Here is a 25533-nt window from a genome sequence, read left to right as displayed (position 1 = left end):
GGCAAATTCAGTACCGTCGCAACACCACCCACACCAGGTATCCGTGCAGGCCCAGCCAGAGCCAGGGGTCCAGCACGGCGTCCCACACGTTGCCGGTAGGTAAGCGCAGAGCCACGAAGGCCACCACCGCCAGCGGCACTGCCCAGGCCACGGGTCGGCTGCCGACCTGGGTGCTGGACAGCACCAGCCCCAGGCTCACCCAGGCCACCAGCGCCACCGCCAGCGGGCTGAAGCCCCAGGCGTATAGCGACCACGGCAAGGGTAGCAAGGCAAAGCTGTCCAGCAGCAGCGCCCAGCCCAGCAGCACGCCGACAAACGCCAGCGGTGCCAGCCCCCGGGTGGGTTGTGGCGCGCGGCGCGTGGCCCACGGCGGGGCAGGTTTGCGCAAGCGCCGCAGCAGCAGGCGCGTGCACAGCAGTACCAGCACCAGGCTGGGGTGTTGGAAAGCCAGCCCTAGCCAGTAGGCCGGTGACCAGGGATCGGGCAACCACATGCTGGCCAGCAGCACTGCAGCCACCGTGAGGAAGGCTGCGCGGTGCGGTTGCCACCATCCCACCAGCACACAGCCCAGCCAGGCCAAAACCATGCCCCAGCCCACATGCAGCCACAGCTGCGTCAGCCCCAGGGCAGGCAGGCTGGGCGTGTCAGTGGCCACCACGGCAGCGGCCAGGTGCAGCAGTCCGCTCCACAGGCTGTCCGGGCTCATGGCTTGCCTCCCTCCGGGGTCGGGCCAAATCGTTGCCAGGCCAGGCGCTGCCGGTCCACGGTGTAGCTGACCCACAGGTTGCTATCTGCCCAGGCCAGCGCGGGGTAGGAAAACTCGGCTTCGCCCCCGCCCTTCTCCAGCGTCTGCAGCAGGGTCCAGTGCACGCCGTCGGCGCTGTGGCTCAGGTCGAGCTGGGCGCGCGTGCCGGGGGAAGAGTTATGCGCCAACAGCAGTTGCCCCGGTGCCAGCGCCAGGCCGCCCACGGAAGCGTCGGGGTTATCCAGCGCCAGATCCGGCAGGTCGTTCCAATGCCTGCCGCCATCCTCCGTTTGCGCGGCCAGCACCTTGCCCTGCGCACGTTCGTCACGCAGCAGCGCCAACCACTGCGTGGGCGTTTGCGCCAGCAGCGTAGGTTGCAGCGCATAGGGCCGTGACGACATCCGAACCAGGCCCTTGAAATTACCGTCGGCATCAAAGCGCAGGGCCGCCGGGTACTTGATGCCGAGTTCGAAATGCACGGGCAGCACCATGCCCCCATCGGCCAGTGGCAGCGGCGCATTGCGCACCAGGTAGCTGGTGTTCCACAACCAGGACAGCGGCAATACACCTACGGGCTCAAAACTCAGGTCAGACAAACCTTGCTGTGCGCCTCTCTGGCGCAGGTGCAGCACGCGGCTGGCGGCCCAGCCGCCCCAGCCGGTGGCCACCACAAACAAATGGATGCGGCCCTGGCTGTCGCGCCAGGCCACGGGGTTACCCAGGCGGCGCAGGCCAAAACCAATGTCGTCGCCCATGCTGTGGCGGTTCACCACAAAGCGCGGGGGCGACCAGGCCTGCGTGGCGCGGCCCCACTGCGAGGCGGCAATCTGCACCAACGGCCCACTCTCGCGCTCGCCGGAAAACCAGAACACCGTGAGTGCGGACGGACTGTCAGGCGGCATCACGAGCAGGCTGCTGGCATGGGCTGCCTCGGTACCCGCCGGCATGGGAATAACCCCCTGCGCCACGCGGCGGAGGCTGGCCGCCACAGGGACCACGCCAGCCGCTGCGGGCAGCGCGGCCTGCGCTACAGCCGGTATGGGGGGACGCTGCACCAGCTCGGCGGCCAGCACCGCCGCAGCGATGGCTAGGGCGCCCAGCCCGCGAAAGAAACGCGATGAAAACAACATCCGCCGATCTTAGTGGCAGGGATGTGGGCATTCTGCAGGGCATCTGCAAAAAGCCGCGCGGCCAGACACAATGGCAGTCTTCCTGGTCCTCCCAAACCATTCTCTACGCCTTTCATCTGGGGTTCTCTGCATGTCCACCATCCTCTCCGTCGCACCGCTGGGTTTTCCCTGGCAAACGATTGACCCATTTTTGTTCTGCGTGCACCACAACGACGCCTACCCCGCCGGCGACGCCCGCATGGCGCCCCAGGCCTCGCTGGCCGGACGCAACATCGGCCAGGACTTTGCGGGCAAGGACGGCTGGAGCATGTACCACGGCGACACGATGCCAGGCTTTCCCTCGCACCCGCACCGCGGCTTCGAGACCGTCACCATCGTGCGCCGCGGCCTCATCGATCATTCCGACTCACTAGGCGCCACCGCGCGCTTTGGTGGCGGCGATGTGCAGTGGCTGACCGCGGGCAAGGGCATCGTGCACTGCGAAATGTTTCCGCTGGTGCATGCCAACCAGCCCAACCCCACCGAGCTGTTCCAGATTTGGCTGAACCTGCCCGCCAAAAGCAAGATGGTGGAGCCGCACTTCACCATGTTCTGGCACGAAAGCATTCCCCGCACCACGGCCATCGATGCGAACGGCCGCGCGACCGAGGTGGTGTGCATTGCCGGCACGCTGGGCGACCAGCAGGGCCTGCCACCCCCGCCCGACTCCTGGGCCAGCGAGGCCGACAGCGACCTGGCCATCTACACCATCAAGCTGAGCCCCGGCGCCAGCTGGACCCTGCCCGGCGCGACCCACACAGCCACGCGGCGCCAGCTGTATTTCTTTCAGGGCAACACGCTCACCGTGGCAGGCGAGTCGGTGCCCGTCAAGTCCGTGCTGGAAGTGCGCGGCACCGACGACTGCACGTTGGTGAATGGTGATGTGGAGAGCGAACTGCTGGTGCTGCAGGGCCGCCCCATTGGCGAGCCCGTGGCGCAGTACGGCCCGTTTGTGATGAACACCCAGGCCGAAATTCACCAGGCCTTTGCCGACTACCGCCGTACCGAATTTGGTGGCTGGCCCTGGGGCGCCAACGACCCCGTGCACCCGCGCGACCAAGGCCGCTTTGCCAAGCATGCGGATGGCAAGGTGGAAGAACGCTAAAAGCGCAGGGCCTGCTTCACGTTCACTGCATGGTCAGGTTCAGTTCGGCCTGGGGCTTGGCATCGGCCACCGGGCCACCAGTTTTGATAGCGCCCAGGAACAGGCGCTCGGCAGGCACCTTCTGGGTGGCCAGGTAGTCTTTCACCGCCACACTGCGCTGCAGCGCCAGCTCGCGGATGGTGTCGTCGGTGACCGTGATATTGGCCAGCAGCAGCGCCTCCATATCGGGTACCTCGATGTCCTTGGTCAGGCCCACCAGATTGCGCGGCTTGGTGATGTCGGCGCGGCGGTACACGGCGCGCAGCAGCACCGGCATTTCTTCGACGGTGTAGCTGTTCACGGCCGCCGCGTCCTGGCCCTGGCCGCTGGCGCGGCGGCGCTTTTCTGCCAGCAATAGGCCCTTGAGTTTCTCGCGCTTAACGGCTTCTCGCTCGGCCTCCAGCTGGGCCTGGCCCACCACCGTGAGCTTGAGCGCCGGGCGCTCCACCAACGCCTTGGCCACCTTGTCCAGCCCGGTGCGCGCGGCATCGCTCAGGGCGCTGCTGCCCGGCGCAAACGCCACGGTGCTGAGCTCGGCACTGCCGCCACCCCCCAACGCATTGGCCAGCAGGCTGAACGGCGAGGTAATGGCCTTGACCACGAGGTTGGTGATGACCTTCCAGATGACAGGGCCGATGCGGAACTGCGGGTCGTTCAGCGAACCGCTGATGGGCAGGTCCAGATCGATCACCCCGTTGCGGTCAGCCAGCAAGGCCACTGCCAGTTTCACGGGCAGGCTGTTGGGCGCGCCCTCCACCTTGTCGCCAAAGCTCAGTTGGTTCAGAACCAGCTTGTTGCTGGCGGTGAGCTGGCCATCGGGTTGCACGGCGTAGTGCACGTCCACACTGAGCTTGCCGCGCTCGATGCCATAGCCCGCGTACTTCACGGCATAGGGCGAGAGCGGGGGCAACTCCAAATCACGGACTTTGCCTGCAATGTCCAGCGCCAGCGGTTTGGCCAGCGGGTTGAGCTTGCCGGTGATTTCCAGCGAGGCGGTGCCCTCGGCGCGACCCCGCAGCTCCAGATCGGCCAGCTGTACCACGCCATTGCTGGGCTGGCTGGAGAACTGGCTGAGCTTGCCGGTCAGGTCGCTCAGGTCGGCCGTGTAGTTGGGCTGGATAAAGCGGTCCGAGAACAGCACCTTGCCATTGACCACGCTGATGGGGCCCATGTTGACGATGGCGTCTGGCGCCGCGTTGGGTGCCGATGCGGCAATCGCCGCAGACGCGGCAGGTGCCGGCGCCGCGGGGCCGGTGCTGGCGGCCGCATCGGCCTGCGCAGGCGTCTTCATCAGGTCCTGCAGATTCAGGCGGCCTGTGGAGCTGACGATCAGGCGGGCATAAAAATCGGACAGCGCCGCCTCACGCACGCTGACGCGCGTGGCTGCACCGGGCACCATGGCCAGGTCGATACCGGGCACGTTGAGCGCCTTCCAGCTCAGCAGCTCTTCGGCAATGCCGCCGCTGGGGCCCTGCACGGTGTTGGCGCGGAAGTCTTCGAGCTGGGCATCACCCTTCAACACCACCTCGGGCCCCTTGGGCGTGCTGGCAAAGCGCAGCTGGCCCTTGAAGCTGGCGTCTGCGCGCAGCACGTCCAGATTGATCTGCTCGGCAAAGTACGGCACCAGCGCATGCAGCGGCAGCTCCAGCAGCTCCACACTGCCCTGCGCCTGCACCGGGTCCCAGGCGGCGGTGCCCTGGTAGCGCAGGCTGCCGGCCTCGGCCTGGCCGGACTTCACATGTGCACTCAGCGTTACCGACACCGGCTTTTTGCCATCCAGCTGCGCATCTTTTACCAACAAGTTCAGGGCCGACAGCTCCAGCCGCACCGGGCGGGCATGGGTGCGGTCGGAGAACACGGCGCTGGCGTCCTGCACACTGAGTTCACCCAGTGCAACCTTCCAGGGCACGGCAGGCGCCGCGGCCTTGTCCGTGGGGGCGGCCGGTGCGGGTGTGGCCACCGACTTGAGCCAACTCTGGAACATCCACTGCCCATCCGCATCCCGCCGTATGCCGGTGCTGGCACGGGCCAGCAGCACTTTGCCCACGCGGGCGGTACGCGCCGCGGGGTCGGCCTGCACGTCGGTGATTTCCAGCAACTTGAACTGCGGCAGGTCGGACGACGAAGGGCCGTTCGCGCCACGGGCTGTGCCATCGCCTGCCGCGGGCTTGCTGGCCACCAGACCCGCATCGCGCACAACCAGGCGCTGCGCAGTAGCCTTGATTTGGTCACCCTGCCAGCTGGCGCCCAGCTGGGCGTCCAGCAGGCCGCGCACACCTGGCTCCAGAAACTGGGCCGTATAGGGCGCGGCCAGCGCCAGGGGCAGGTCGTTCACCGTGGCCTGGGCACTGCCCTGCTGCAGCGTGCCGTCCAGCTTGAAACCCAGGCGGGCCGATGTTCCCTTGCCAGGCAGCGTGGCCGAGCCTTCGGTGGTCACCGGCTTGTCCATGGGCCACTGCAGGCCCTGGGCGGTGAACGCCACATCGGCAAGCGCCAGCTTGGCTGCAGGCTGGGTTTGCTGGTCCAGCCAGTCCACGGTGCCGCCCGTCAAGGCCAGCTGCTCCAGTTGCAAGGTCCAGGGTGCTGGGGCAGCTGTGGCAGGTGGTTGAGCATCTTTTTGGCCTGTAGCCCCCGTGGAATCTGCGCGAGAAGCTCCTTTTTTAGGAGCAACTGCTGCAGGCGTGGCAGACGCCAGGTCCAGATTCAGGTGGCCGTTACGGGCGCGCACCACCTGCAGATGCGGGTTGGTGATGGTCAGGGCCGAGAGCTTGACGATTTGCTCCAGCGGGCGCACGTCGGCCAGCTCGGTGCGCACTGTGTCCGCTGCCAGCAGCGGCGCGCCGGCCGCGTCATTCACGGCCAACTGACTGACCGTCACCACGCCCGACAGGCTTACCGCCGTTTGGGGCGTCTGCACAAAGCCGATCTTGAGTTCGGCGTCTACCACCGCGCCTTGCGGCTTGACGGGCAAGCTGGCGGGCAGGTAGGCCAGGTAGGGCTTGAGGTCCAGCTGGCTGATCTTGAGCTGTGCCTCGCCCTTGCGGGTCTGGGCAAACGGCGTGCCTTGGGCCGCCGTGTCAAACGCGCTGCCGTTGAGCACAAAGGCCAGGCGTGGTGAGACCAGCACGTCACGCTGCGAATCGAAATTGCTGAGGAATGGAACGCTGAGCTGTAGGTCGCGCAGCGTGTGCTGGCGCGGCTGGCCCTGCAGGCTCTGGTCCGCATAGTCCACGCTGCCGCCGCTCAGGGTGACGTTGTAGACCGCAAAGCGCGGCAAAGGGCCAGGCGGCGCGTCCGACGGCACGCTCAGGCGCTGCAGGATGTCGTCAATGTCATAGCGGCCATCGCCCAGGTGGGTCAGTTGCAGCTTGGGGCCCTCCACCGCCACCGCGTCCACCACGGGTGCCAGGCGCAGCACCGACTGCAGCTCGGCATCCACATAGATGCGCGCCACGCTGAACTGCGGGCCGCTGCCGTCGGCCTTGGCGACTGCCAGGTCGCGCACGGTGAGCTCCAGCGACCAGGGCGCAAAGTCCACCGCACCCACGGTCACCGTGCGGCCCAGCAAGACCGACAGCCGGGTTTGCGCCTGGCTTTTGAGCAGCGGCGGCACCGCCAGCCAGGCCAGGGCCCAAAGCAGCACCAGCCCTGCGGCGGTCCAGGCCAATCGGCGCAACCAGGTAAGGGTACGGGGAGAAAAAGAGGTCATGGCGCAACGGTTCCTAAAGGCTTGGACACGGCACCACCGTGCCCAGCCACGATGGTAACGGGCCGCCACGACAACCACAGCTATTGACCTGCATCAAGTGCGCTGAACGCCAGCCGTGGGAAGCTTGCATGGCCCACACCGGAGACTCGCCATGCCCCAAAACAGCCTGCAAACCATCAAAGACGAACACGCGGCCCTGCGTGCCATGCTGCAATCCCTGCTGCTGATGCTGGACCGCGGGCCGGGTGACGAACCAGAGTGCTTTTTCGATGTGCTGCGCGCCATGCTGTTCTATATTGACGAGTTCCCCGAAAAGCTGCACCACCCCAAGGAGTCCGACCTGCTGTTTCCCCGCGTGGCGCGGCTGGCCCCGCAAACGATGGAGGTGATCGTGCAACTGGAGCAGGACCACGCCCACAGCGAAGCCGCGGTGCGCGAGCTGCAGCACCTGCTGCTGGCCTGGGAATTGGTGGGCGACAGCCGCCACGCCGCCTTTGATACTGCCGTGCGTCGCTACGTGGCGGCCTACCTGACCCACATGAAGCTCGAAGAAACTGCCATCCTGCCTGTGGCACAGGCGGTGCTGGGCGAGGCAGACTGGGCCGCGCTGGACGCCGCCTTTGCCACCAACTGCGACCCGCTCACGGGCAAGCAACCGCGCGACCCGATCTACGACCGCCTGTTCACCCGCATCGTGATGCGGGCCCCTGCGCCCATAGGCGTGGGCGAGGGCTGAGCACCGCGCGCACCTAGCGCGTCAATTTGAGCCCCAGCACCTGCTGGGCCACGCAGCGCCCCTGCACCTTGCCCCCCTCAATGCCGCTGCGGAAGTGGATGCCCGCGTACATCCGCGAAATGGCCGCCTCGTCGGCCGCCACACGGAAGCTGGCAAAGGTGCGCGGTCCCCAGCCCCGGTCGTTGTGGGTGTTGTCGGTAAACGGTTTGTTGGCCCCAAACGCATCGTCCAAAATCCCCGCCGCTGCGCTGGACTGCACCGAGTGGCCCGAGGGGTACTCGGGGAACGGCGGCGTATGCATCAAGGTGGGCACCCAGTTACTGTCGATCACCAGCTGCACATAGGTCACCGGTCGCAACAGGCTCACCGTGTACTTGGTCTTCCAGCCCGCAATGAAGGCATCGGCCATGGCCATGTTCAGGCGCACCAGGGTTTGGGCGGCCTGGGCCAGGCTGGCCTTTTGCTGCTTGAGCAGATCGTTGGCAATGTAGAGCCAGTGACCTGCCGGTGTAGGGGTCTTGAGCGGGTCATCCGCCCAGTACAGGGCGACCTGGCGTTGCTCTTGCGTGGCTTTGTTGCTCACCTGGTAGACCTCGTTGGCCTCTTTGTAGAAGGCCGAGCTGGGGCTCTCGGAATACGGCGGGGGCATGGGTGCGGCGCAAGCGCTGCTGGTCTTGAGCACAAAAGGCCGCACATCGCCCCACCAGGGCAAGAGCGCGGGTGCAAACGCAGGCGGCGTTGCCGACCACTGCCCTTCACCACTGGGCGGCACATAGTTCTGCTGGCTGCGGCGCAGCGGGCCCCAGGCCTCGTGCCCGCCGTCGGTGCGGGCCCAGGTCATGATGGCCATGGCCATGAGCTTGCCGAAGGTCTCCGAACGGTTGGTGATCTCGGGCGTGACCGTGTTGGGGTCAAAGTCCTGGCTGTACTTGAGCGGCAGGCTGCGTTCCAGCAGGTCGATGCGGGCGCGATTCTCGGCGCTGGCCGTGGGGAACATCATGCGTGTCATCGTGGCCAGCGAGGCATTGGCCACGGTGGGCCAGTGCAGCACCTCGTCGGGTTGCGCCCAGGGCAATGACTGCAGCTCGTTGAGCTGGCCCGCCAGGCTCTGGTTCTGTGGCATGCCGGGCACTACCGACTCATACAGCGTGAGCCCCAGGTAGGCAAAGGCGCGCGAGGCCACAGGCGGACTGAAACCCGGGGTTTGCTGCGTGAGCAGCAAGGCCAAGCTGAACCATTCGTTGGCCACACCGGCGCTGAAGGCGTTGGCCGGACGTGCCGCGGGCGCGGCCTGCTGGGCATGCACAGGCAAGAGCGCGCTGATCCAGGCGCAGGCCCAGACCAGGCCCAGGGAGAGCAATCGGTGTTTCATGGGGCTTTCCAGTTCACGAGGCCTTGGGGGCTGAGGGTGTAGAAGGCATCGGCCTTCGCGGGCATCCAGTCACTCCAGCCGCCGTGCGGCCACTGCACGCGCAGCTGCGCGGTAGCCGCGCTACCCAGGCCAAAGTGCATCCAGCCCATGTGGCCGCTGGCGTGGCCGCCGCCCACGGTGAGCTCTTGGCGGACCACGCGCGCAGTTTCTCCCTCACCCAACTTCACCTCAACCCAGGCCCCCACGGCGTCACGGTTGCCCTCTGGTTGCTGCAGGCGCAGCTGCAGCCAGTGGCTGGCCTCGGCTGGGGCTCCGCTATTCATCTGGCGCCACAGCTGCGCCTTGTCCCAGCGGTTCACCACCAGCACGTCTAACAAGCCATCGCCATTCAGGTCCACGACCATGCCGCCACGCCCGCGCTTGAAGCTGGCCAGGCCCGCCTGGCTGCCCGCTTCCACAAAGTTGCCATCGGCTTTTTGCAGCAGCAGGTTGTTGGGGTCCAGCGTCGCAAAGTCGGGCATGGTGGACACATTGCCCTTGACCACAAACAGGTCCGTCAAACCGTCGTTGTTCATGTCGGCAAACTGCGCGTGCCAGGCGGTGCTGGGGTGCACGTCGCCGCCCACATAAGGCCGGTGCGCAGTCACGCCACGCTTGAACGCCATATCGGTGAAGCGCGGCTGGCCGGCACCAGCTTCCAGCGTTTGCAACTTGTTGTCGGACATGCTGGTCAGAAACACGTCCGGGTAGCCATCGCCGTTGAGGTCGTGGCTGGCAATGCCCATGCCCCAGATCTGCAGCGGCTTCCAGCCCTGGGCGGCGGTGTAGAGCGTGGGCGCGACACCTGCGGGCATCTGCCAGAGCTGCTCTTCGCCGCCTTTGTAGTACTCGCGGTCATTGCTCACCCGCAGCGCGGCCGTGCCTGAGCGGTTCCAGTCCGAGAACAGCATGGATAGCGCACAGTGGCCCGGCACCAGGGGCATGGCAGGCTGGTAGCCGCCACCCTCTTTGGGGCGCAACAACAAGCCCGGTGTGCAGCTACCCCAAGGGAACTCAGGCTTGCTGCGGTCGGTGTAGGTGCCAATGGCCAATGTCGGCCAGCGCTGGCCCTGCTCCCAGGTGGCAGAGAACGCGGTGTGCCAGCCGTTGCCGGTGTGGATGGACCAGGCATCGTTGGCTTTCTCGAACTTGCACTGGCCCAGGCCCTTGAACACCTGCACCTCGCCCACGCGCAGCACCACCAGGTCGGTCTGGCCGTCGCCGTCAATATCCAGCGGGTAGGCGCCAATGGCGTTGGTCAGCTCCAGGCCCGAACGCTCCTCCTGCAGCTTGAGCGCGCCACCACGGGCGCTGCGGTTGCGCAGAAACTTGGCCTTGTTGACGCCCGCGGTGACGTAGACCTCGGGCAGGCCATCGCCGTCGCAATCGAAGGTGGCGACGCCGCCGCCCACCATGTACTCGCCCTCGCCTTCAAAGCGGCTTTGCAGGCCGGCCGCGTCCGTCTCTTCGACAAAACGGGGCGTGGCAGGGACTGACATATCGGCCGCCCAGGCCCATGGGACCAGGTACAGCCCCAGCATGACACCGCGCACCGCGGGCCGGGAAATCCAATCCAGAGGGTGCACGCGGGAATCCTTTGTGAAAAATGAAAGAACGTGGTGATCTTATTAAGTTTGATGATTAAACTATGTCGGGTTTATCCCTATTCGCACCGCCGTCGAAGTCCCGAACAATTAGTTCGTCGTCCTTACTAAATGCACCGTGCTGCATTTATGGCAGCACGATGGCTCTGAAGAGCCTTTCCAAAACCATAGGCCTGACACAGGCCAAATCACCGGAGACATTGATGAAACTGAAGACAACACTGACCGCCCTGGCGCTGAGCCTGGCTGCCGCTGGCGCGTTTGCCCAAGTCGTGGGCGTGAGCTGGTCCAACTTCCAGGAAGAGCGCTGGAAAACCGACGAAGCCGCCATCAAGGCCCAACTGGCCAAAGACGGCGCCAGCTACATCAGCGCCGACGCTGGTGGTTCCCCCGAGAAGCAACTGGCCGACATCGACAGCCTGATCGCCAAGGGCGCCAAAGCCCTGATCATCCTGGCCATGGACAAGGACGCGATCCTCCCCGCCGTGAACAAGGCCAACCAACAAAAGATCCCCGTGGTGGCCTATGACCGCCTGATCGAAGCGCCTGGCGTGTTCTACATCACCTTCGACAACGTGGAAGTAGGCCGCATGCAGGCTCGCGCCATTTTGGCGGCCAAGCCCAAGGGCAACTACGTGATGATCAAGGGCTCGCCCACCGACCCGAACGCCAACTTCCTGCGCGGTGGCCAGCAAGAAATCATTGATGCCGCCGTCAAGAAGGGCGACATCAAGATCGTGGGCGAGGAATACACCGACGGCTGGAAGCCCGAAGTCGCCCAAAAGAACATGGAGCAAATCATCACCAAGACCGGCGGCAAGATTGACGCCGTGGTGGCCTCCAACGACGGTACCGCCGGTGGCGTGGTGGCTGCGTTGACCGCCAAGGGTATCAAAGGTATTCCCGTATCCGGCCAGGACGGTGACCACGCCGCGCTGAACCGCGTGGCTCTGGGCAGCCAGACCGTGTCGGTGTGGAAAGATGCACGCGACCTGGGCCGTGACGCAGCGGCTGCAGCAGTCGTGCTGGCCAAAGGCCAGAAAGTGGCTGCCGCCCAAACCTGGAGTGGTGGCGAGAAGAAAGTGGCGCTGCAGGCCCAGTTTCTCAAGCCGGTGCCTGTGACCGCTGCCAACCTGGACCTCGTGGTCAAGGCCGGCTGGATCAAGAAAGAAGACCTGTGCAAGGGTGTGGACGCTGCCAAAGGCCCCGCAGCTTGCAAATAAATCGCGTTTCCCTCTGAGTTAGTTGAAGCCCTTGAACCGCGGGCTGGGGTCGGCCCGCGGTTTTTTTATGTCCTGCGGAGAACGCATGTGAATCCCGTTTTGAATTCGCTCAAACAGGCCGCCATCGACTGGCGCCTGGTGATGATGGGCACGGTACTGGCAGCCATTGCCATCGTGTTCAACATCCTGTCCGGCGGACTGTTTATGTCCCCCGAAAACCTCTACAACATTGCCCAGCAAACCGCCGTGGTTGGCATTGTCGCCACTGTGGTGGTACTCATCATCGTGGCCCGCCACATCGACCTCTCGGTGGGTTCCGTCATGGGCTTTGTGGGAGTGCTGATTGCCACCCTGATGTACACCGCAGGCTGGCACTGGGTATCGGCCTCGCTGGTAGGCCTGGCCGTGGCCATTGCCGTGTCGCTGTACCAGGGAGCGCTGACGGCCAAGCTGGGCGTGCCCTCTTTCGTGGTCACGCTGGGCGGCCTGATGTCGTTTCGCGGCGCAGCCTTCTTGGTGGCCGATGGCAAGACCCAACCTGTGAACGACGCTTTCTTCCAGCGCCTGGGTGGCGGCTTTGACGGCGCCATCGGCGTGAGCGCCAGCTGGATGCTGGCTGGCGTGATCGTGCTGGCCCTGATGGTGCAAATGTGGGCCAAGCGCCGCGCCAAAGCGTCGTACGACGTACCCAACAACCCGCTGTGGCTGGATGCCGCCATCGTGCTGGTGCCCGTGGTCATCGTGCTGGCCTTTGTGGCCTCCATGAACAGCTACCAAATCATGAACAAGGACGTGCCCCAGGGCGTGCCGATTCCCGTGCTGATTTGGGGTGCTGTGGCCCTGGTGTTGTCCTTCATCGTGCACCGCACGCGCTTTGGCCGCTATGTGTTCGCCATGGGCGGCAACCCCGAGGCCGCCGCGCTGGTCGGCATCCCTGTGCGCCGCGTCACGCTGATGCTGTTTGCGCTGATGGGTGTGCTCATCACCATCGCCGCCATGGTGTCCATTGCCCGCCTGAACGCCGGCACCAACTCGCTGGGCACCAGCATGGAGCTGTACGTGATTGCGGCTGCCGTGATCGGCGGCACCGCGCTGGCCGGTGGCAGTGGCTCGATTCTGGGCTCTGTATTGGGTGCCCTCATCATGCAAAGCATTGACAGCGGCATGTTGCTGCTCGATGTGTCCATTGGTGTGCGCTACGTGATCATCGGCCAGGTGCTGATAGCCGCGGTGGTGTTTGACGTGATTTACCGCCGCCTGACAGGAGACACCGTATGAGCGCCGTGAACGCAAAACAGGCGCTGGTCGACATGCGCAACATTGGCAAGTCCTTTGGTGGCGTGCATGCGGTGGACGACGTGAGCATCAAGCTCTACCCCGGTGAAGTGGTGGCCCTGCTGGGCCACAACGGCGCAGGCAAGTCCACGTTGATGAAAATGCTGGCCGGCGCCTACCCCATCGACAGCGGCGAGGTGCTGATCAGCGGCGAAAAAGCCCACATCCGCACACCCGTAGATGCGCAACGCTGTGGCATCGAATCCATCTACCAAACCCTGGCGCTGGCGGACAACCTGGACGCCGTGGCCAATCTGTTTTTGGGCCGCGAGCTGCTGACCCGCTGGAACACGCTGGACGACCACCGCATGGACGCCGACGCCCGCAAGGTGTTCCACCGCCTGAACAAGAACTTCAAGAACGTGCGCACACCGGTGCGCCGCCTCTCGGGCGGTCAGCGCCAGGTGGTGGCGATTTCGCGGGCGATTTACTTCAACGCCAAGATCCTCATCATGGACGAGCCCACAGCAGCCTTGGGGCCGGAGGAAACCGCGATGGTGGGCAACCTGGTGCGCCAGCTCAAGGCCGAGGGCGTGGGCATTTTTCTGATCACCCATGACATGCCCGACGTGTTTGGACTCAGCGACCGCCTGGCCGTGATGAAAAACGGCAAATTGGTAGGTACTTACCGCACGACAGACGTGGTGGAAGACGAAGTTCTTGGCATGATCATCGCCGGCAAACAACCCGAGGGCAAAGCGCAGACCCACCACCTGTGAGGCACAGCGCGCCAGCCACCACACCATGAAAACCACCGGCGACCAACAACTTGTCAAACGCATCAACCGCAGCGTGCTGCTGCGGCTGCTGCGCAGCCAGGGCGGGCTCTCCCGTGCCCAACTGGCCAACGAGAGCGGACTGACCAAGTCCACGGTCAGCCTGCTGGTGCGGGAGCTGATTGACGAAGGCTGGCTCACCGAAAACGACGTGACAGCGGCCCAGGGCCTGGGCCGCCCCTCCACCCCGCTGCAGATCGACGGCCGCAGCCGCGGCATGATCGGCGTGGAAGTGGCGGTGGAAGCGCTGCGCGTGGTGGGCGTGTCGCTCACCGGGCAGGTGCTGTGTGCGCTGGAGGAGCCCCTGATGGGCACCCAACCCGACGAGGTGTGCCGCCAAACGGCCCGCCTGGTGGCGCGCACCCATGCACAGCTGGTGCAGCGCAGTGTGCAGCTGGCGGGCGTGGGCGTGGGCCTGCCCGGTGCCTTTGACGAGGCCACCGGCATGCTGCGTTTTGCGCCCAACCTGGGCTGGCGCAATGTGGACTTTGTGCCCCTCATCACCCGCGCACTGGCCCAAGCCGGTGTGCCCCCGGTGGCTGTGCACGTGCAGAACGAAGCCGACACCGCCGCCCTGAGCGAATACGAATTCTCCGAGGGTGACGCCAAAGACTCGCTGATTTTTGTGACCTGCGGCGCCGGCGTGGGGGCGGGCATTGTGCTCAATGACCGCCTATTCACCGGCATGCAAGGCATGGCTGGCGAAATTGGCCACAGCATTTTGCAGATCGACGGGCCGCTGTGCTCGTGCGGCCGCAAGGGCTGCGCCGAAACCTTTTTTGGTGCCCGCGCCCTGGCCAAGCTGCCCGACCCGGCCCAGGGCGGGCACTACCTGGGCGTGGTGCTGCAAAACCTCTGGACCACCTTCAACCCCAGCATGCTGGTGGTGGGCGGCCCCTCGTGCGACCGCTACCCCGCCATCGTGCAGGTGGCGCAAACCACCTTGCAAGGCTACGCCGCCAGTGCCGGCATGGTCGCCCCCACGGTGCGCGCCGCGCGCTATGGGCTGCTGGCATCGGCCGTGGGTGCCGCCGCCCTGGTGCTGCACCACGACCTGCGCCCCATGCACGCCAAAACCCCTGTTGCTGCGACCCGCCCCACGGATGCCGCAGAGATTTCTTCTTCCTCAACCCTCACCGCATAACCCGCATGTTTATTGGCATTGACATTGGCACCTCCGAAGTGAAGGTGCTGCTTTTGGCCCCCGACCACCGCGTGCTCGGCTCGGCGGGCACCGCACTCACCGTGCAGCGCCCGCACCCCGGCCACAGCGAGCAGAGCCCGCACGACTGGTGGGCTGCCACGCAGTCGGCCCTGGCACAACTGCGTGCCGCGCACCCGCAAGAATTTGCCGCCGTGCAAGCTATTGGCCTGTCCGGCCAGATGCACGGCGCCGTGCTGCTGGACGCGCAAGACGAGGTGCTGCGCCCCGCCATTTTGTGGAACGACACGCGCTGCGCGGCCGAATGCACCGAGATGATGGCCGCGCTGCCCTCGCTGACCGACCTGGCAGGCAGCCTGGCCATGCCCGGCTTTACCGCGCCCAAGCTGCGCTGGGTGGCCAAACACGAGCCCGCCATCTTTGCGCAAGTGGCCAAGGTGCTTCTGCCCAAAGACTATGTGCGCCTGAAACTGACCGGTGAGTACGTGAGCGATATGTCCGATGCTAGCGGCACGCTGTGGCTGGACGTGCAAAAGCGCACTTGGTCCGACGCGCTGCTGGCGCTGACCGGCCTGACGCAAGCGCACATGCCGCGCCTGGTGGAAGGCAGCGCGCCCGGTGGTTATTTGAAAGCCGACGTGGCCCAGGCCTTGGGCCTGCCCAAGGGCATCGTGGTGGCCGGTGGCGCCGGAGACAACGCGGCCAGCGCTGTAGGCATGGGCGCGGTGGACGCGGGTCAGGGCTTTCTGTCGCTGGGCACCAGTGGCGTGTTGTTTGTGGTGACCCCTAGCTACCAGCCCAATGCCGCCAGCGCCACGCATGCGTTTTGCCACGCCGTGCCTGGCCGCTGGCACCAGATGAGCGTGATGCTCTCGGCCGCCAGCAGCCTGCAGTGGGTGACCGACCTGCTGGGCGCCCCCAACGCCGGCGTGGTAGCGGGCAAGGCGGCCGACCTATCGCTGGCCGACCGCGCCACATCGCCCCTGTTTTTGCCCTACCTGGGCGGTGAACGCACTCCGCACAACGACGCCAATGTGCGTGGCAGCTTTCACCAACTGAGCTTTGACACCGACGCCGCCCGCCTGGGCTACGCCGTGATCGAAGGCGTGACCTTTGGCCTAAAAGACGGCCTGGCCGCACTCAACGCCGCTGGCAGCAGCGTGACACGCCTCTCCCTGGTGGGCGGTGGTGCACGCAGTGCCTTCTGGGCGCAGCAACTCGCCAGCGCGCTGGATGCCGAGGTGGTAACGCACGGCAGCTCCGCCGTGGGCGGAGCCCTGGGTGCCGCGCGCCTGGGCTGGCTGGCCACCGGTGCCACGCAAGCCACGGTGTGCCTGAGCCCCGAGGTGGAGGCCAGCTACCGCCCCAATGCCGCCGAACAAGACCTGCTGGCCGCGCGCTACGCGCAGTTCCGCAGCCTGTACCGACCCACCTGAAATAAGCACGCCCTTCGGGGCGTTCAACCCATTATTTAATTCGACCACACAACTAAGCAACCCAAGGACGCACCATGAGCCACTACTTTTCCACCGTCTCCCCCATCGCCTACGAAGGCCCCACCTCCAGCAACCCACTGTCCTTCAAGTGGTACGACAAAGACCGCATCGTGCTGGGCAAACGCATGGAAGAGCAGCTGCGCTTTGCCGTCTGCTACTGGCACAGCTTCTGCTGGAACGGCCTGGACCCGTTTGGTGGTGACACCTTCCAACGCCCCTGGCAGCACATGGCCGACCCCATGGCCGCGGCCAAAGCCAAGGCTGATGTGGCATTTGAATTCTTCAGCAAGCTGGGCGCCCCGTACTACTGCTTTCACGACCGCGACGTGGCCCCCGAAGGCGCCACCCCCCGTGACAGCGTGAACAACCTGCGCGCCATGGTGGATGTGCTGGGCGAGAAGCAACAGGCCACCGGCATGAAGCTGCTGTGGGGCACGGCCAACCTGTTCAGCCACCGCCGCTTCATGTCCGGCGCGGCCACCAACCCCAACCCCGAGATCTTTGCGCTGGGCGCGCTGCAGGTCAAAGAAGCCATGGACGCCACGCTGAAGCTGGGCGGCGCCAACTACGTGCTGTGGGGTGGCCGCGAAGGTTACGAAACCCTGCTGAACACGCGCATCGGCCACGAGCTGGACCAGATGGGCCGCTTCCTGAACATGGTGGTGGAGTACAAGCACAAGATCGGCTTCAAGGGCACCATCCTGCTCGAACCCAAGCCGCGCGAACCCTCCAAACACCAGTACGACTTTGACAGCGCCACGGTGTATGGCTTCTTGTGCCGCTACGGCCTGGAAAAGGAAATCAAGGTCAACATCGAAGCCAACCACGCCACCCTGGCCGGCCACAGCTTCGAGCATGAAATCGCAACCGCCGTGGACTTAGGCATCTTCGGCTCCATCGACATGAACCGCGGCGACATGCAGTGCGCGTGGGACACCGACCAGTTCCCCAACAGCATTCCTGAGACCGCACTGGCCATGTACACCATCATGCAAGGCGGCGGCTTCGTCAACGGTGGCGTGAACTTCGATGCCAAGGTGCGCCGCCAGTCCATCGACCCCGAAGACATGTTCCACGGCCACATCGGCGGCATGGACGTGACGGCCCGCGCGCTGCTGATCGCCGAGAAGATGATCAACGACGGCAAGCTGTCCAAGTTGGTGGACGACCGCTACGCAGGCTGGAAGGCACCCTTGGGCCAAAACGTGCTGGACGGAAAGATGAGCCTGGAGGCCGTGGCCGCCCATGTAGTGGACCGCAACACCGACACGATGCCCGTGTCGGGCCGCCAGGAGCATCTGGAGAACTTGTTGAACTCTTACATCTGAAGCTTTGACTCGCGAGAGTGGCAGTACGCCACCCCAACGCGACAATGGGCAACGGTAGATTCAAAGTCACATAGCAGGCATTAAAGGCAGCAAATGGCGGGCACAAAAAACTGTTGTATGGGCAATAAAACTGCCCTACACTGATTCCGTGCCTCAACACCAAATCGCTGCGAGGCGATGTCTGAGATCCGAGAACAAGACAAGAAAAAGACAGGCAGGCATCTGACTCATTGCTATAGGGAGGGGCTATGCATGTATGTTTGTTGCCGCGTACGCTCTTCCTATGTCTTGCCTGTCAATTTGGACTCTGTGCACAGGCAGCGTCGGTAAATTCTAAAAATTTGGCCGATCTTAGTTTTGAGGAGTTGGCGAACCTTGAAATTACGTCGGTCTCCAAACGGGCGCAACGGCTTTCCGACGCCGCAGCCTCTATATTTGTCATCACGTCTGAAGACATCCGGCGTTCTGGGGTAACCAGCCTGCCTGAGGCATTGCGTCTTGCTCCTAATTTGCAAGTCGCCCAAAGTAGCGCGACTGCGTATGCCATCAGTGCGCGTGGCATGAACAACAACACCGCCAACAAGCTCTTGGTCATGATTGACGGGCGTTCGGTCTATACACCACTGTATTCAGGTGTGTTCTGGGATGTGCAGGATGTCGTATTGGAAGACGTGGAGCGCATAGAGGTCATCAGCGGGCCGGGAGGTACCCTGTGGGGAGCCAACGCAGTCAACGGCGTCATCAATATCATCACGCGCTCCGCCAAGGACAGCGAAGGAGGCTTGATCACGGCCGGAGCCGGCAATCGAGAATCCGGCAGCACCGTCCGATATGGCGGTTCCCTGGGGACGGAAGGCAGTTACCGCATCTATGCAAAATATTTTGACCGCAGAGCGACTGAGAAGCTCAGTGGTAGCTCAAAGGCCGACGGCTGGTACAAGTCCCAGGTTGGATTTCGTGCGGACTGGGAACTCCCCACAGACAACATCATGCTGCAGGGCAATGCTTACGACGGGTCCGAAGCACAACTGAACGCAAACCCAGTCAGTGTTTCAGGATTCAATGTAACAAGCCGATGGGAGCACGCGCTGTCCGCAGACTCCAGTCTGTCGATGCAAGCCTACTTTGACAGAACCGAACGCACCATTCCTTTGGTATTTGGTGAACACCTAGACATTGTTGACCTGCAAATTCAGCATTCGTTGGTGATGGCAAATGCGCACACGATCAGTTGGGGCTTAGGGTACCGATTGGCGGAGGATCGTGTTAGCAACACCCCGGGGTTTGGCTTCTTGCCTGCCAACGTCGATCAACACTGGTCCAGCATCTTTGTGCAAGATGAAGTGAGCCTTACCCGCGACTTGCAACTGACCGTTGGTGCTCGCGTCGAGCGTAACGACTACACCGGCAACGAGTGGTTGCCCAACGCCCGTCTGGCTTGGAAATTCGCACCAGAACATTTGCTGTGGACCGCGGTCTCGCGCACGGTGCGAGCCCCGTCGCGGCTGGATGTCGACACCTATGTACCGGCCACACCGCCGTTTCAACTGGCAGGTGGCCCCAGTTTTGTATCCGAAGTGGCAAAAGTGGTGGAGCTGGGCTATCGGGGACAACTTAGTCAATCTGTGTCGCTGTCTGCAACCGTTTTTCGTGCGGACTACGACAACCTGCGCACACTCGAACTGGGGCCGAGCGGGACTGTCGCTACGCTAGGCAATGGCATGCAGGGCGTTGTCCAAGGTGTCGAAATGTGGGGGACTTACAAGGCGTCTGATACGTGGCGCATCAGCGCGGGCATGACCGCCATGAGCGAAGACCTGCAAGTCAAGGCGGGCAGTACCGATACAACATCAGTGAACGCTCAAGCAGGCCTTGACCCACGGCAGCGCTGGATGTTGAAGTCTTCTTGGGATCTGTCAGGTGGCAGTGAATTGGATTGCATTGTGCGTAGTGTTTCCGCGCTTACGAATCCGGATGTGCCAGCGTATGTGGCGCTGGACCTGCGGTATGCGTGGAAGCCGCGCTCTGGCCTGGAATTTTCCGTAACCGGGAAGAACCTTGGCGGGAGTCACGGCGAGTTTGCAAACGCTTCGACACGTGCGGAATTGGGTACAGCGGTATTTTTCAAAATGGTCGCCCGATTCTGAATCGCAATCTGAAGGGCAGTCAACATGCTTGATCCCACGACGAACGGTTTGAAATCCGCTGACTGCAGCACCTCACGGCGCTCTTTGCTTGCGCGCGCAATAGCGTCTCTGGCGCTGGGGCATTGGGATGCCTGCCCCGCGCAAACCGAGTCATTGCTGGCTGAGTACAAGGTCAAGGCTGCTTATATTTATAAGTTTGCAAGCTACGTTCAATGGCCCACCACAACTTGGGACGCCCCCGAGACGCCTATGGTGATTGGGCTGCTTGGCGCGGACCTTCTAGCCGACGAACTAACGCAAATGGTGACGGATCGACGCGTAGACAACCATCCGTTGCATGTACGCAAGTTGCGTCGAGGCGATCCATTGATGGGTGTGCACATCTTGTTCATGGGGCGTGGCGAAAGTTCCACCGTGCACGCCGTGCTGGCGTCAGCACGTGGCAAGCCGGTGTTAACGGTGACGGAATCCGAACCCGACTTCGCCGCCGGTAGCATCGTCAACTTCGTGGTTCTTGACAACAAAATCCGTTTCGATGTGGCTCCACGGCAGGGGGAGTTGGCTAACCTGAAAATCAGCGCCAGATTGCTCACCGTCGCACGTAAAGTCATAGGAGAGACGTCATGAGCTTGGTAGCGCTCAATTCGCTTCGCACCAAGTTCTTGGCGGCCATGCTGCTAACAACGCTCGTTGCAGTGATGGCGGCAGTTGTTGCGATGATTACTTATGACTTGAACCTCTATAGCGAAAGCTGGATTTCCGACATGGACACGCAGGCCGAACTGCTAGGACAGACTGCGGCGCCTGCGCTGGAGTTTGACGATCGCACCTTGGCATCGGAGGATTTGAACCTGCTGCGATTGCGGCCACAGATACGTTCAGCTGCCATCTACACAGCACGCGGTGTGCAGTTCGCCAGCTACCGCGCAAATACTGCAGGCACCGATGCACCAAAACTCCCCGGACCCGATGGTGTCAATGTGGATGGCAGCTCCCTTGCAATCTTCAAACCCATTTTGAAAAATGGTGAAATTCTGGGCAAGGTCTATATCCGCGCCGACTACTCCCTATACGACCGGATGTTGGGCTACACAGGTATTGCAGCAGTGGCCGCATGCGTTGCCATGCTGATTGCGTATCTGATCTCTACGATGCTGCGCAACGTTGTGATACGCCCCATTCTGTCGATCAATGAGGTAGCACGTGAGGTTGAGCAAAAAAGAGACTATTCACTGCGCGCAATCAAGAGCAGTGAAGATGAGGTCGGACATTTGGCCGATTCATTCAATAACATGTTGGCCGAGATTGAGCGGCGCGCCAACGACAACCGGTTGGCAACCCAGGCCCTTGCCCAGGAAGTGGCCGAGCGCAAGCGCAGCGAGGATGAAGTCGTCCAATTGAATACGCAACTGGAGGAGAGAGTTGCCAAAAGGACCCAGCAATTGGAGGCCATCAACCAGGAGTTGACCATCGCACGCAACGATGCGGACAACGCCAATCACGCCAAGTCCGAATTCCTTTCTCGCATGAGTCACGAGTTGCGCACCCCGTTGAATGCGATCCTCGGCTTTGGTGACATTCTCGTATCCGACAAGATCGCATCGTCACCACAACAAAAATCTGAATTTACCCAGCAGATATTGAAAGCGGGCCGGCATTTGTTGGCGTTGATCAACGAGATACTGGACCTGGCCCATGTTGAATCAGGCAAATTGACGCTTTCCATCGAGACGGTTCATGTGGCCGATGTTCTGGCGGAATGCCAGGCCATCATGGAGCCACTGGGCCACCAGAATGGAATCCGGCTCATGTTTCCTGAAGATCATGGATTGAATGCGCTTGCCGACCACATGCGAGTCAAGCAGGTCATGCTCAACTTGTTGTCCAACGCCATCAAGTACAACCGCCAGGGTGGCGCAGTGGTCGTAGATGTGGCGACCGTAGGAGAGGATCGCTTGCGCATCTCGGTGCAAGACACAGGTATTGGATTGCAACCGACTCAGGTAGAAGGGCTTTTTCAAGCCTTCAATCGCCTGGGCCAGGAAAATGGAGCCGTTGTGGGCACTGGCATCGGTTTGGTCTTGACCAAACGATTGGTGGAATTAATGAACGGAAGAATCGGTGTGAGCAGCACGCCGGGAATAGGAACTATATTTTGGGTCGAATTGCCTGCGGCTGCACCGACTGCGTCAGCGGTCGCCGAATCGAACAATCAGGTTTTGACGTCGGTTCAGCAACAGGAAACGGTCATGCCGACCTTGCTCTACATCGAAGACAACCCCGCAAATTTGCGGTTGATTCAGGAAATACTCGGTTTTCGTGCAGACCTGCGTTTGCTGTCTGCCCCAGACGGCAAACTCGGTCTTGACTTGGCATTTGCACACCTGCCCAACGTGGTTCTGCTGGACATCAATCTGCCAGGGATGAATGGCTTCGAAATTCAAAAAACATTGCAGGCCGACCCGCGCACCGCTCACATCCCCGTCATTGCACTGACCGCGAACGCCATGCAGCGTGAGGTGGAGCGCGGCTTGTCCGCAGGATTTTTCCGCTACCTCACCAAACCCATCAACCTGGAAGAGTTCGCGGCGGCCATTGAGGCTGCGCTCGACGCCAATCCCAAGCATCTGCCAGGAACCCCAGACAGGAGTAGTGCCACATGATTGCCATGAACGATATTTTCGAGGCCAAGCTATTGATCGTTGATGACCAGCCAGCCAACGTCATGTTGCTGCGGCACATTCTGGTTGGCTCAGGCTACAAAGCTGTTTCCAGCACAACCAACCCACTGGAAGTTTGTGATCTACAAAAGAAAGAGCACTTTGATCTCATTTTGTTGGATCTGAATATGCCCCTAATGGACGGTTTTCAGGTCATGGCCGCACTCAAAGAAGAAGGTGTCGACGACTATCTGTCTGTGCTCGTCTTGACGGCTCAACCCGACCACAAGTTGCGTGCGCTCGACGCGGGCGCACGTGATTTTGTTTCCAAGCCTTTTGACAAAACCGAGGTTTTGACACGCATTCGCAATATGCTGGAGGTTCGCCTTTTGCACAAGGAATTGCACAAACACAACGAGTTCCTTGAACACCGAGTGCAGGAACGCACCGTGCAACTCCGAGAAAGCTATCGTGAAACGATTCATACACTGGCAAGTGCCGCAGAACACAAGGATTCGGACACGGGCCTGCATGTTCAACGCATCAGTTACTACTGTCGAGAGCTGGCAAGCCAGTTGGGTATGGATACCGATTTTTGCGATCAAATCTTTTATGCCAGCCCACTTCACGACGTTGGAAAAATAGCGGTGCCCGACCATATTTTGCAAAAACCCGGTACGTTTACCCCCGCAGAGTGGGAGATCATGAAAGGGCATGTGACTGCAGGCAACGATATTCTTATAGGGGGCCAATCGCCCTACCTCAAGATGGGGGCGAATATCGCGTTGAACCACCACGAGCGTTGGGATGGAGGGGGCTACCCCAGGGGTCTTGTTGGCGATGCCATTCCGTTGTCGGCCCGCATCATGAATATTTGCGATATTTACGATGCATTGCGCAGCGCGCGTCCCTACAAGGTGGCATTTGATCACGCGCTAGCAATGGACATCATTACTCGCGGAGATGGTCGCACGGTCCCCTCCCACTTCGATCCACAGATTCTTCAGTCCTTTACACGCAACGCGCATGTGTTTTGCGAGATATTTGAAACCCGGGTGGTCGCTGAGCCACCCCCATTGACCTGACACAACAGCGGTGGACTTGGGCATCTTCGGCTCCATCGACATGAACCACGGCCACATTGGTGGCATGGACGTGACTGCCCGCGCACTGCTGATCACAGAGAAGTGATCACCGACGCCAAACTGGCCAAGCTGGTGAGACCGCTATGCGGGCGGGCATCCTACAACCCTTAACAGTTGCAGTCACTGAGAAATGTCTTCTTTTGAGCTCTTGAACTGGTGAGAAAAGTACTGTTAAGTTCAACTGTCAGTTTTTTACAAAAACTAACGGCATATTCTTTTAGACGATCATTTGCTTCCATTGATTGGTCAACAAATCTGCGGGGATTTTTTACGCCATAAATTGGAGTGCCCAAACCTTTCCTCTTGCTGGTCAACTGAAAAAATGGAACTGCATGCTGTGCAAACACATTCATAGCGAAAGAGATACCCCTCTTCGCTCTTCTCAGCTATGGTGATCAATCCAGCCTGTTCCTCAGTCTCCGGATCACAAGATGATTTGTATTTGTATTTGATGCAACGGCAAGCACCGTTTGCAATCTCTTCCAAGAAGGCACCAAGCCTATCCATCAAACCAATCAGAAATTGCCTGTTTTGATCGTGTCTCCAAGTCTCGGTTTTTGACAGGAATGAAAAAGCATTTCTCTGTGCCGCAAGCTTTCGCAGGAATTCGATGTCTGAAATGCTAAAAATCTCAACTGGACTGACATCAGTAGGCACGAGCAAAGTTTGGTCAAACGTGCCATTCTCAATAGCAGTTTTGAGTTCTGAAGTTTTCATTGGTAGATGGTCAAAAACACTTTCGGCTGGAGCATATTTGACATTTATCGACAACGAGCGCGCCGTCTTCGTCCCCCAATCGCCAACATGCCGCTTTTGAAACTGTTGAAAAGCTGCAATTAATCTAATGTCGTTATACGGTTTTCAGTACGCAAGAGTTGCTCTCGCTACCGCTAAACCTTGTTCTTTGTCAGTTGCAAATACGCTCAGCGCTTTCCCAACCTCAGTTTGGTTCTCCCTTCCCAGGAAGGCGACATCTTCCTCCGTAAGTTGATCACGTTTGCCCGTCGCAATCTCGACTATCAGCTTTCTACCAACAGACTGCCAAGTGGCACTAGAAACTTGATCCAAGGCCCGCTTGGCCATAGGCTCAGAAAGGTGCTTCATAAGATATGGAAGGGCTGCTTCTTCAAAGACATGGTCTGGTATCCGGTTACGCTTTTCGCATAGCGCTATCAGTCGGTCCATGGTCTGGTAGAGGGAATTGTTCTTGCATTCGAATTCAAGCCTTGCCCTATTGATGTCGGCAAGCTGCAGGCGGCGTAGAAGCTCGCGCCAAATGTCCGGCTCAGCGCTTGCTATGGCAGCGGATATGCATAGAAAAAAAGCTAAAAAGAAACGCTTCATAAGTTTAAGAACTACTCCCTGATGGGTGATATGTGTCGATGACCGTTGTCGCCGCATCCCGACTGTCCATCGTACCCGCCAAGCTGACCCGCTCTGAATGTCTGCTTTCAGGCGATGAGTCTAAAGACACTGAATTCCGCTTTAGGTCGTTTGCCATTACTGGACTGCAAGTAACACACCATTCATGGATCAAATAGGCCTCTAGCCCTCATGGAATATGCGCAAGCAGCTACTTTTTCAATAGCAAAGCAGTCAGCATCGCAGCAACCACCGCAGTGAACCCCATGAGTGCCGTGGTGGCCGTGGCCGCCATGCCCCCGCCACCACGGGCCCTACCACCGCGGAAGGCGGTGATCAGCCCGCCCAGCACAAACATGTGGTGTCGGCCACAGGCATGCC

Annotated in this window: 20 protein-coding genes; 12 read left to right on the top strand and 8 right to left on the bottom strand. The window is 61.6% G+C overall.

Annotated elements, in window-relative coordinates:
* Window positions 1-7 precede the first annotated feature (7 nt).
* Both AC1DZ5_RS12785 and AC1DZ5_RS12780 read right to left on the bottom strand, forming a co-directional pair.
* Entirely contained in the window at window positions 8-706 is a 699-nt protein-coding gene (locus AC1DZ5_RS12785) for a hypothetical protein (protein WP_477889584.1), read from the bottom strand.
* Window positions 703-1875 carry an exo-alpha-sialidase gene (locus AC1DZ5_RS12780; protein WP_477889582.1) on the bottom strand — a complete coding sequence of 391 codons (1173 nt, stop codon included), beginning with the start codon at window positions 1873-1875 and terminating at the stop codon, window positions 703-705. Before AC1DZ5_RS12780 ends, AC1DZ5_RS12785 begins: the two co-directional genes overlap by 4 nt.
* A 130-nt stretch (window positions 1876-2005) precedes the next feature.
* On the opposite strand from AC1DZ5_RS12780, the gene AC1DZ5_RS12775 reads away from it, so the two are divergent.
* Window positions 2006-3019 carry a pirin family protein gene (locus AC1DZ5_RS12775; RefSeq protein ID WP_477889580.1) on the top strand — a complete coding sequence of 338 codons (1014 nt, stop codon included), beginning with the start codon at window positions 2006-2008 and terminating at the stop codon, window positions 3017-3019.
* Between the two features lie 22 nt (window positions 3020-3041).
* Here AC1DZ5_RS12775 and AC1DZ5_RS12770 read toward each other — a convergent pair whose 3' ends face one another.
* The gene (locus AC1DZ5_RS12770; RefSeq protein ID WP_477889578.1) at window positions 3042-6767 is read right to left on the bottom strand and encodes a DUF748 domain-containing protein; all 3726 of its coding nucleotides are present in this window, start codon (window positions 6765-6767) and stop codon (window positions 3042-3044) included.
* Window positions 6768-6918: 151 nt separating this feature from the next.
* Here AC1DZ5_RS12770 and AC1DZ5_RS12765 point away from each other — a divergent pair, with 151 nt between their 5' ends.
* Entirely contained in the window at window positions 6919-7503 is a 585-nt protein-coding gene (locus tag AC1DZ5_RS12765) for a hemerythrin domain-containing protein (RefSeq protein WP_477889576.1), read from the top strand.
* A gap of 13 nt (window positions 7504-7516) precedes the next feature.
* Here AC1DZ5_RS12765 and AC1DZ5_RS12760 read toward each other — a convergent pair whose 3' ends face one another.
* Complete coding sequence (locus tag AC1DZ5_RS12760; RefSeq protein WP_477889574.1) at window positions 7517-8875, bottom strand: vanadium-dependent haloperoxidase; 1359 nt, start codon at window positions 8873-8875, stop codon at window positions 7517-7519.
* Window positions 8872-10500 carry a CRTAC1 family protein gene (locus AC1DZ5_RS12755; RefSeq protein ID WP_477889572.1) on the bottom strand — a complete coding sequence of 543 codons (1629 nt, stop codon included), beginning with the start codon at window positions 10498-10500 and terminating at the stop codon, window positions 8872-8874. Before AC1DZ5_RS12755 ends, AC1DZ5_RS12760 begins: the two co-directional genes overlap by 4 nt.
* A 221-nt stretch (window positions 10501-10721) precedes the next feature.
* On the opposite strand from AC1DZ5_RS12755, the gene xylF reads away from it, so the two are divergent.
* The 10 genes from xylF (at window position 10722) to AC1DZ5_RS12705 (ending at window position 23730) form a co-directional block, all read left to right on the top strand.
* Window positions 10722-11741 (top strand): D-xylose ABC transporter substrate-binding protein, encoded by a 1020-nt coding sequence (gene xylF / locus AC1DZ5_RS12750; protein ID WP_310340011.1) that lies wholly within the window; start codon window positions 10722-10724, stop codon window positions 11739-11741.
* A gap of 141 nt (window positions 11742-11882) precedes the next feature.
* Window positions 11883-13019: a sugar ABC transporter permease gene (locus AC1DZ5_RS12745; protein ID WP_477889961.1), complete on the top strand. Its 1137-nt coding sequence runs from the start codon at window positions 11883-11885 to the stop codon at window positions 13017-13019.
* Window positions 13016-13795 (top strand): ATP-binding cassette domain-containing protein, encoded by a 780-nt coding sequence (locus AC1DZ5_RS12740; RefSeq protein WP_477889569.1) that lies wholly within the window; start codon window positions 13016-13018, stop codon window positions 13793-13795. The genes AC1DZ5_RS12745 and AC1DZ5_RS12740 overlap by 4 nt, the downstream gene beginning before the upstream one ends.
* Window positions 13796-13820: 25 nt before the next feature.
* Complete coding sequence (locus tag AC1DZ5_RS12735) at window positions 13821-14996, top strand: ROK family transcriptional regulator (RefSeq protein ID WP_477889567.1); 1176 nt, start codon at window positions 13821-13823, stop codon at window positions 14994-14996.
* 5 nt (window positions 14997-15001) lie between these two features.
* Complete coding sequence (xylB, locus tag AC1DZ5_RS12730; protein WP_477889565.1) at window positions 15002-16450, top strand: xylulokinase; 1449 nt, start codon at window positions 15002-15004, stop codon at window positions 16448-16450.
* 74 nt (window positions 16451-16524) lie between these two features.
* Window positions 16525-17838, top strand: a complete 1314-nt coding sequence (xylA, locus tag AC1DZ5_RS12725) for a xylose isomerase (protein WP_477889563.1) — start codon at window positions 16525-16527, stop codon at window positions 17836-17838.
* A 341-nt stretch (window positions 17839-18179) separates the two neighbouring features.
* Window positions 18180-19985 (top strand): TOL_0244 family TonB-dependent receptor, encoded by a 1806-nt coding sequence (locus AC1DZ5_RS12720; protein ID WP_477889561.1) that lies wholly within the window; start codon window positions 18180-18182, stop codon window positions 19983-19985.
* A gap of 24 nt (window positions 19986-20009) precedes the next feature.
* Complete coding sequence (locus tag AC1DZ5_RS12715) at window positions 20010-20612, top strand: TOL_0243 family YfiR-like periplasmic protein (RefSeq protein WP_477889559.1); 603 nt, start codon at window positions 20010-20012, stop codon at window positions 20610-20612.
* A complete protein-coding gene (locus AC1DZ5_RS12710; RefSeq protein WP_477889557.1) occupies window positions 20609-22648 on the top strand; it encodes a sensor histidine kinase, YfiR-like protein-associated in 2040 nt (679 codons plus the stop codon). Before AC1DZ5_RS12715 ends, AC1DZ5_RS12710 begins: the two co-directional genes overlap by 4 nt.
* A gap of 5 nt (window positions 22649-22653) precedes the next feature.
* On the top strand, window positions 22654-23730 hold the full coding sequence (locus AC1DZ5_RS12705) for an HD domain-containing phosphohydrolase (RefSeq protein ID WP_477889555.1): 1077 nt from the start codon (window positions 22654-22656) through the stop codon (window positions 23728-23730).
* Window positions 23731-24036: 306 nt separating this feature from the next.
* Here AC1DZ5_RS12705 and AC1DZ5_RS12700 read toward each other — a convergent pair whose 3' ends face one another.
* From AC1DZ5_RS12700 to AC1DZ5_RS12690, 3 genes are all read right to left on the bottom strand, one after another.
* Complete coding sequence (locus tag AC1DZ5_RS12700; RefSeq protein WP_477889553.1) at window positions 24037-24507, bottom strand: hypothetical protein; 471 nt, start codon at window positions 24505-24507, stop codon at window positions 24037-24039.
* Between the two features lie 144 nt (window positions 24508-24651).
* Window positions 24652-25134, bottom strand: coding sequence for a hypothetical protein (locus AC1DZ5_RS12695; RefSeq protein WP_477889551.1), 483 nt, complete (start codon window positions 25132-25134; stop codon window positions 24652-24654).
* 229 nt (window positions 25135-25363) lie between these two features.
* The gene (locus AC1DZ5_RS12690) at window positions 25364-25510 is read right to left on the bottom strand and encodes a hypothetical protein (RefSeq protein ID WP_477889549.1); all 147 of its coding nucleotides are present in this window, start codon (window positions 25508-25510) and stop codon (window positions 25364-25366) included.
* Window positions 25511-25533: the final 23 nt, after the last annotated feature.

The sequence above is a fragment of the Rhodoferax sp. P1_F3 genome (genome assembly GCF_056405715.1).
Note: the sequence above shows the minus strand (reverse complement) of the source record. Positions and strands in the feature narration are given on the sequence as shown.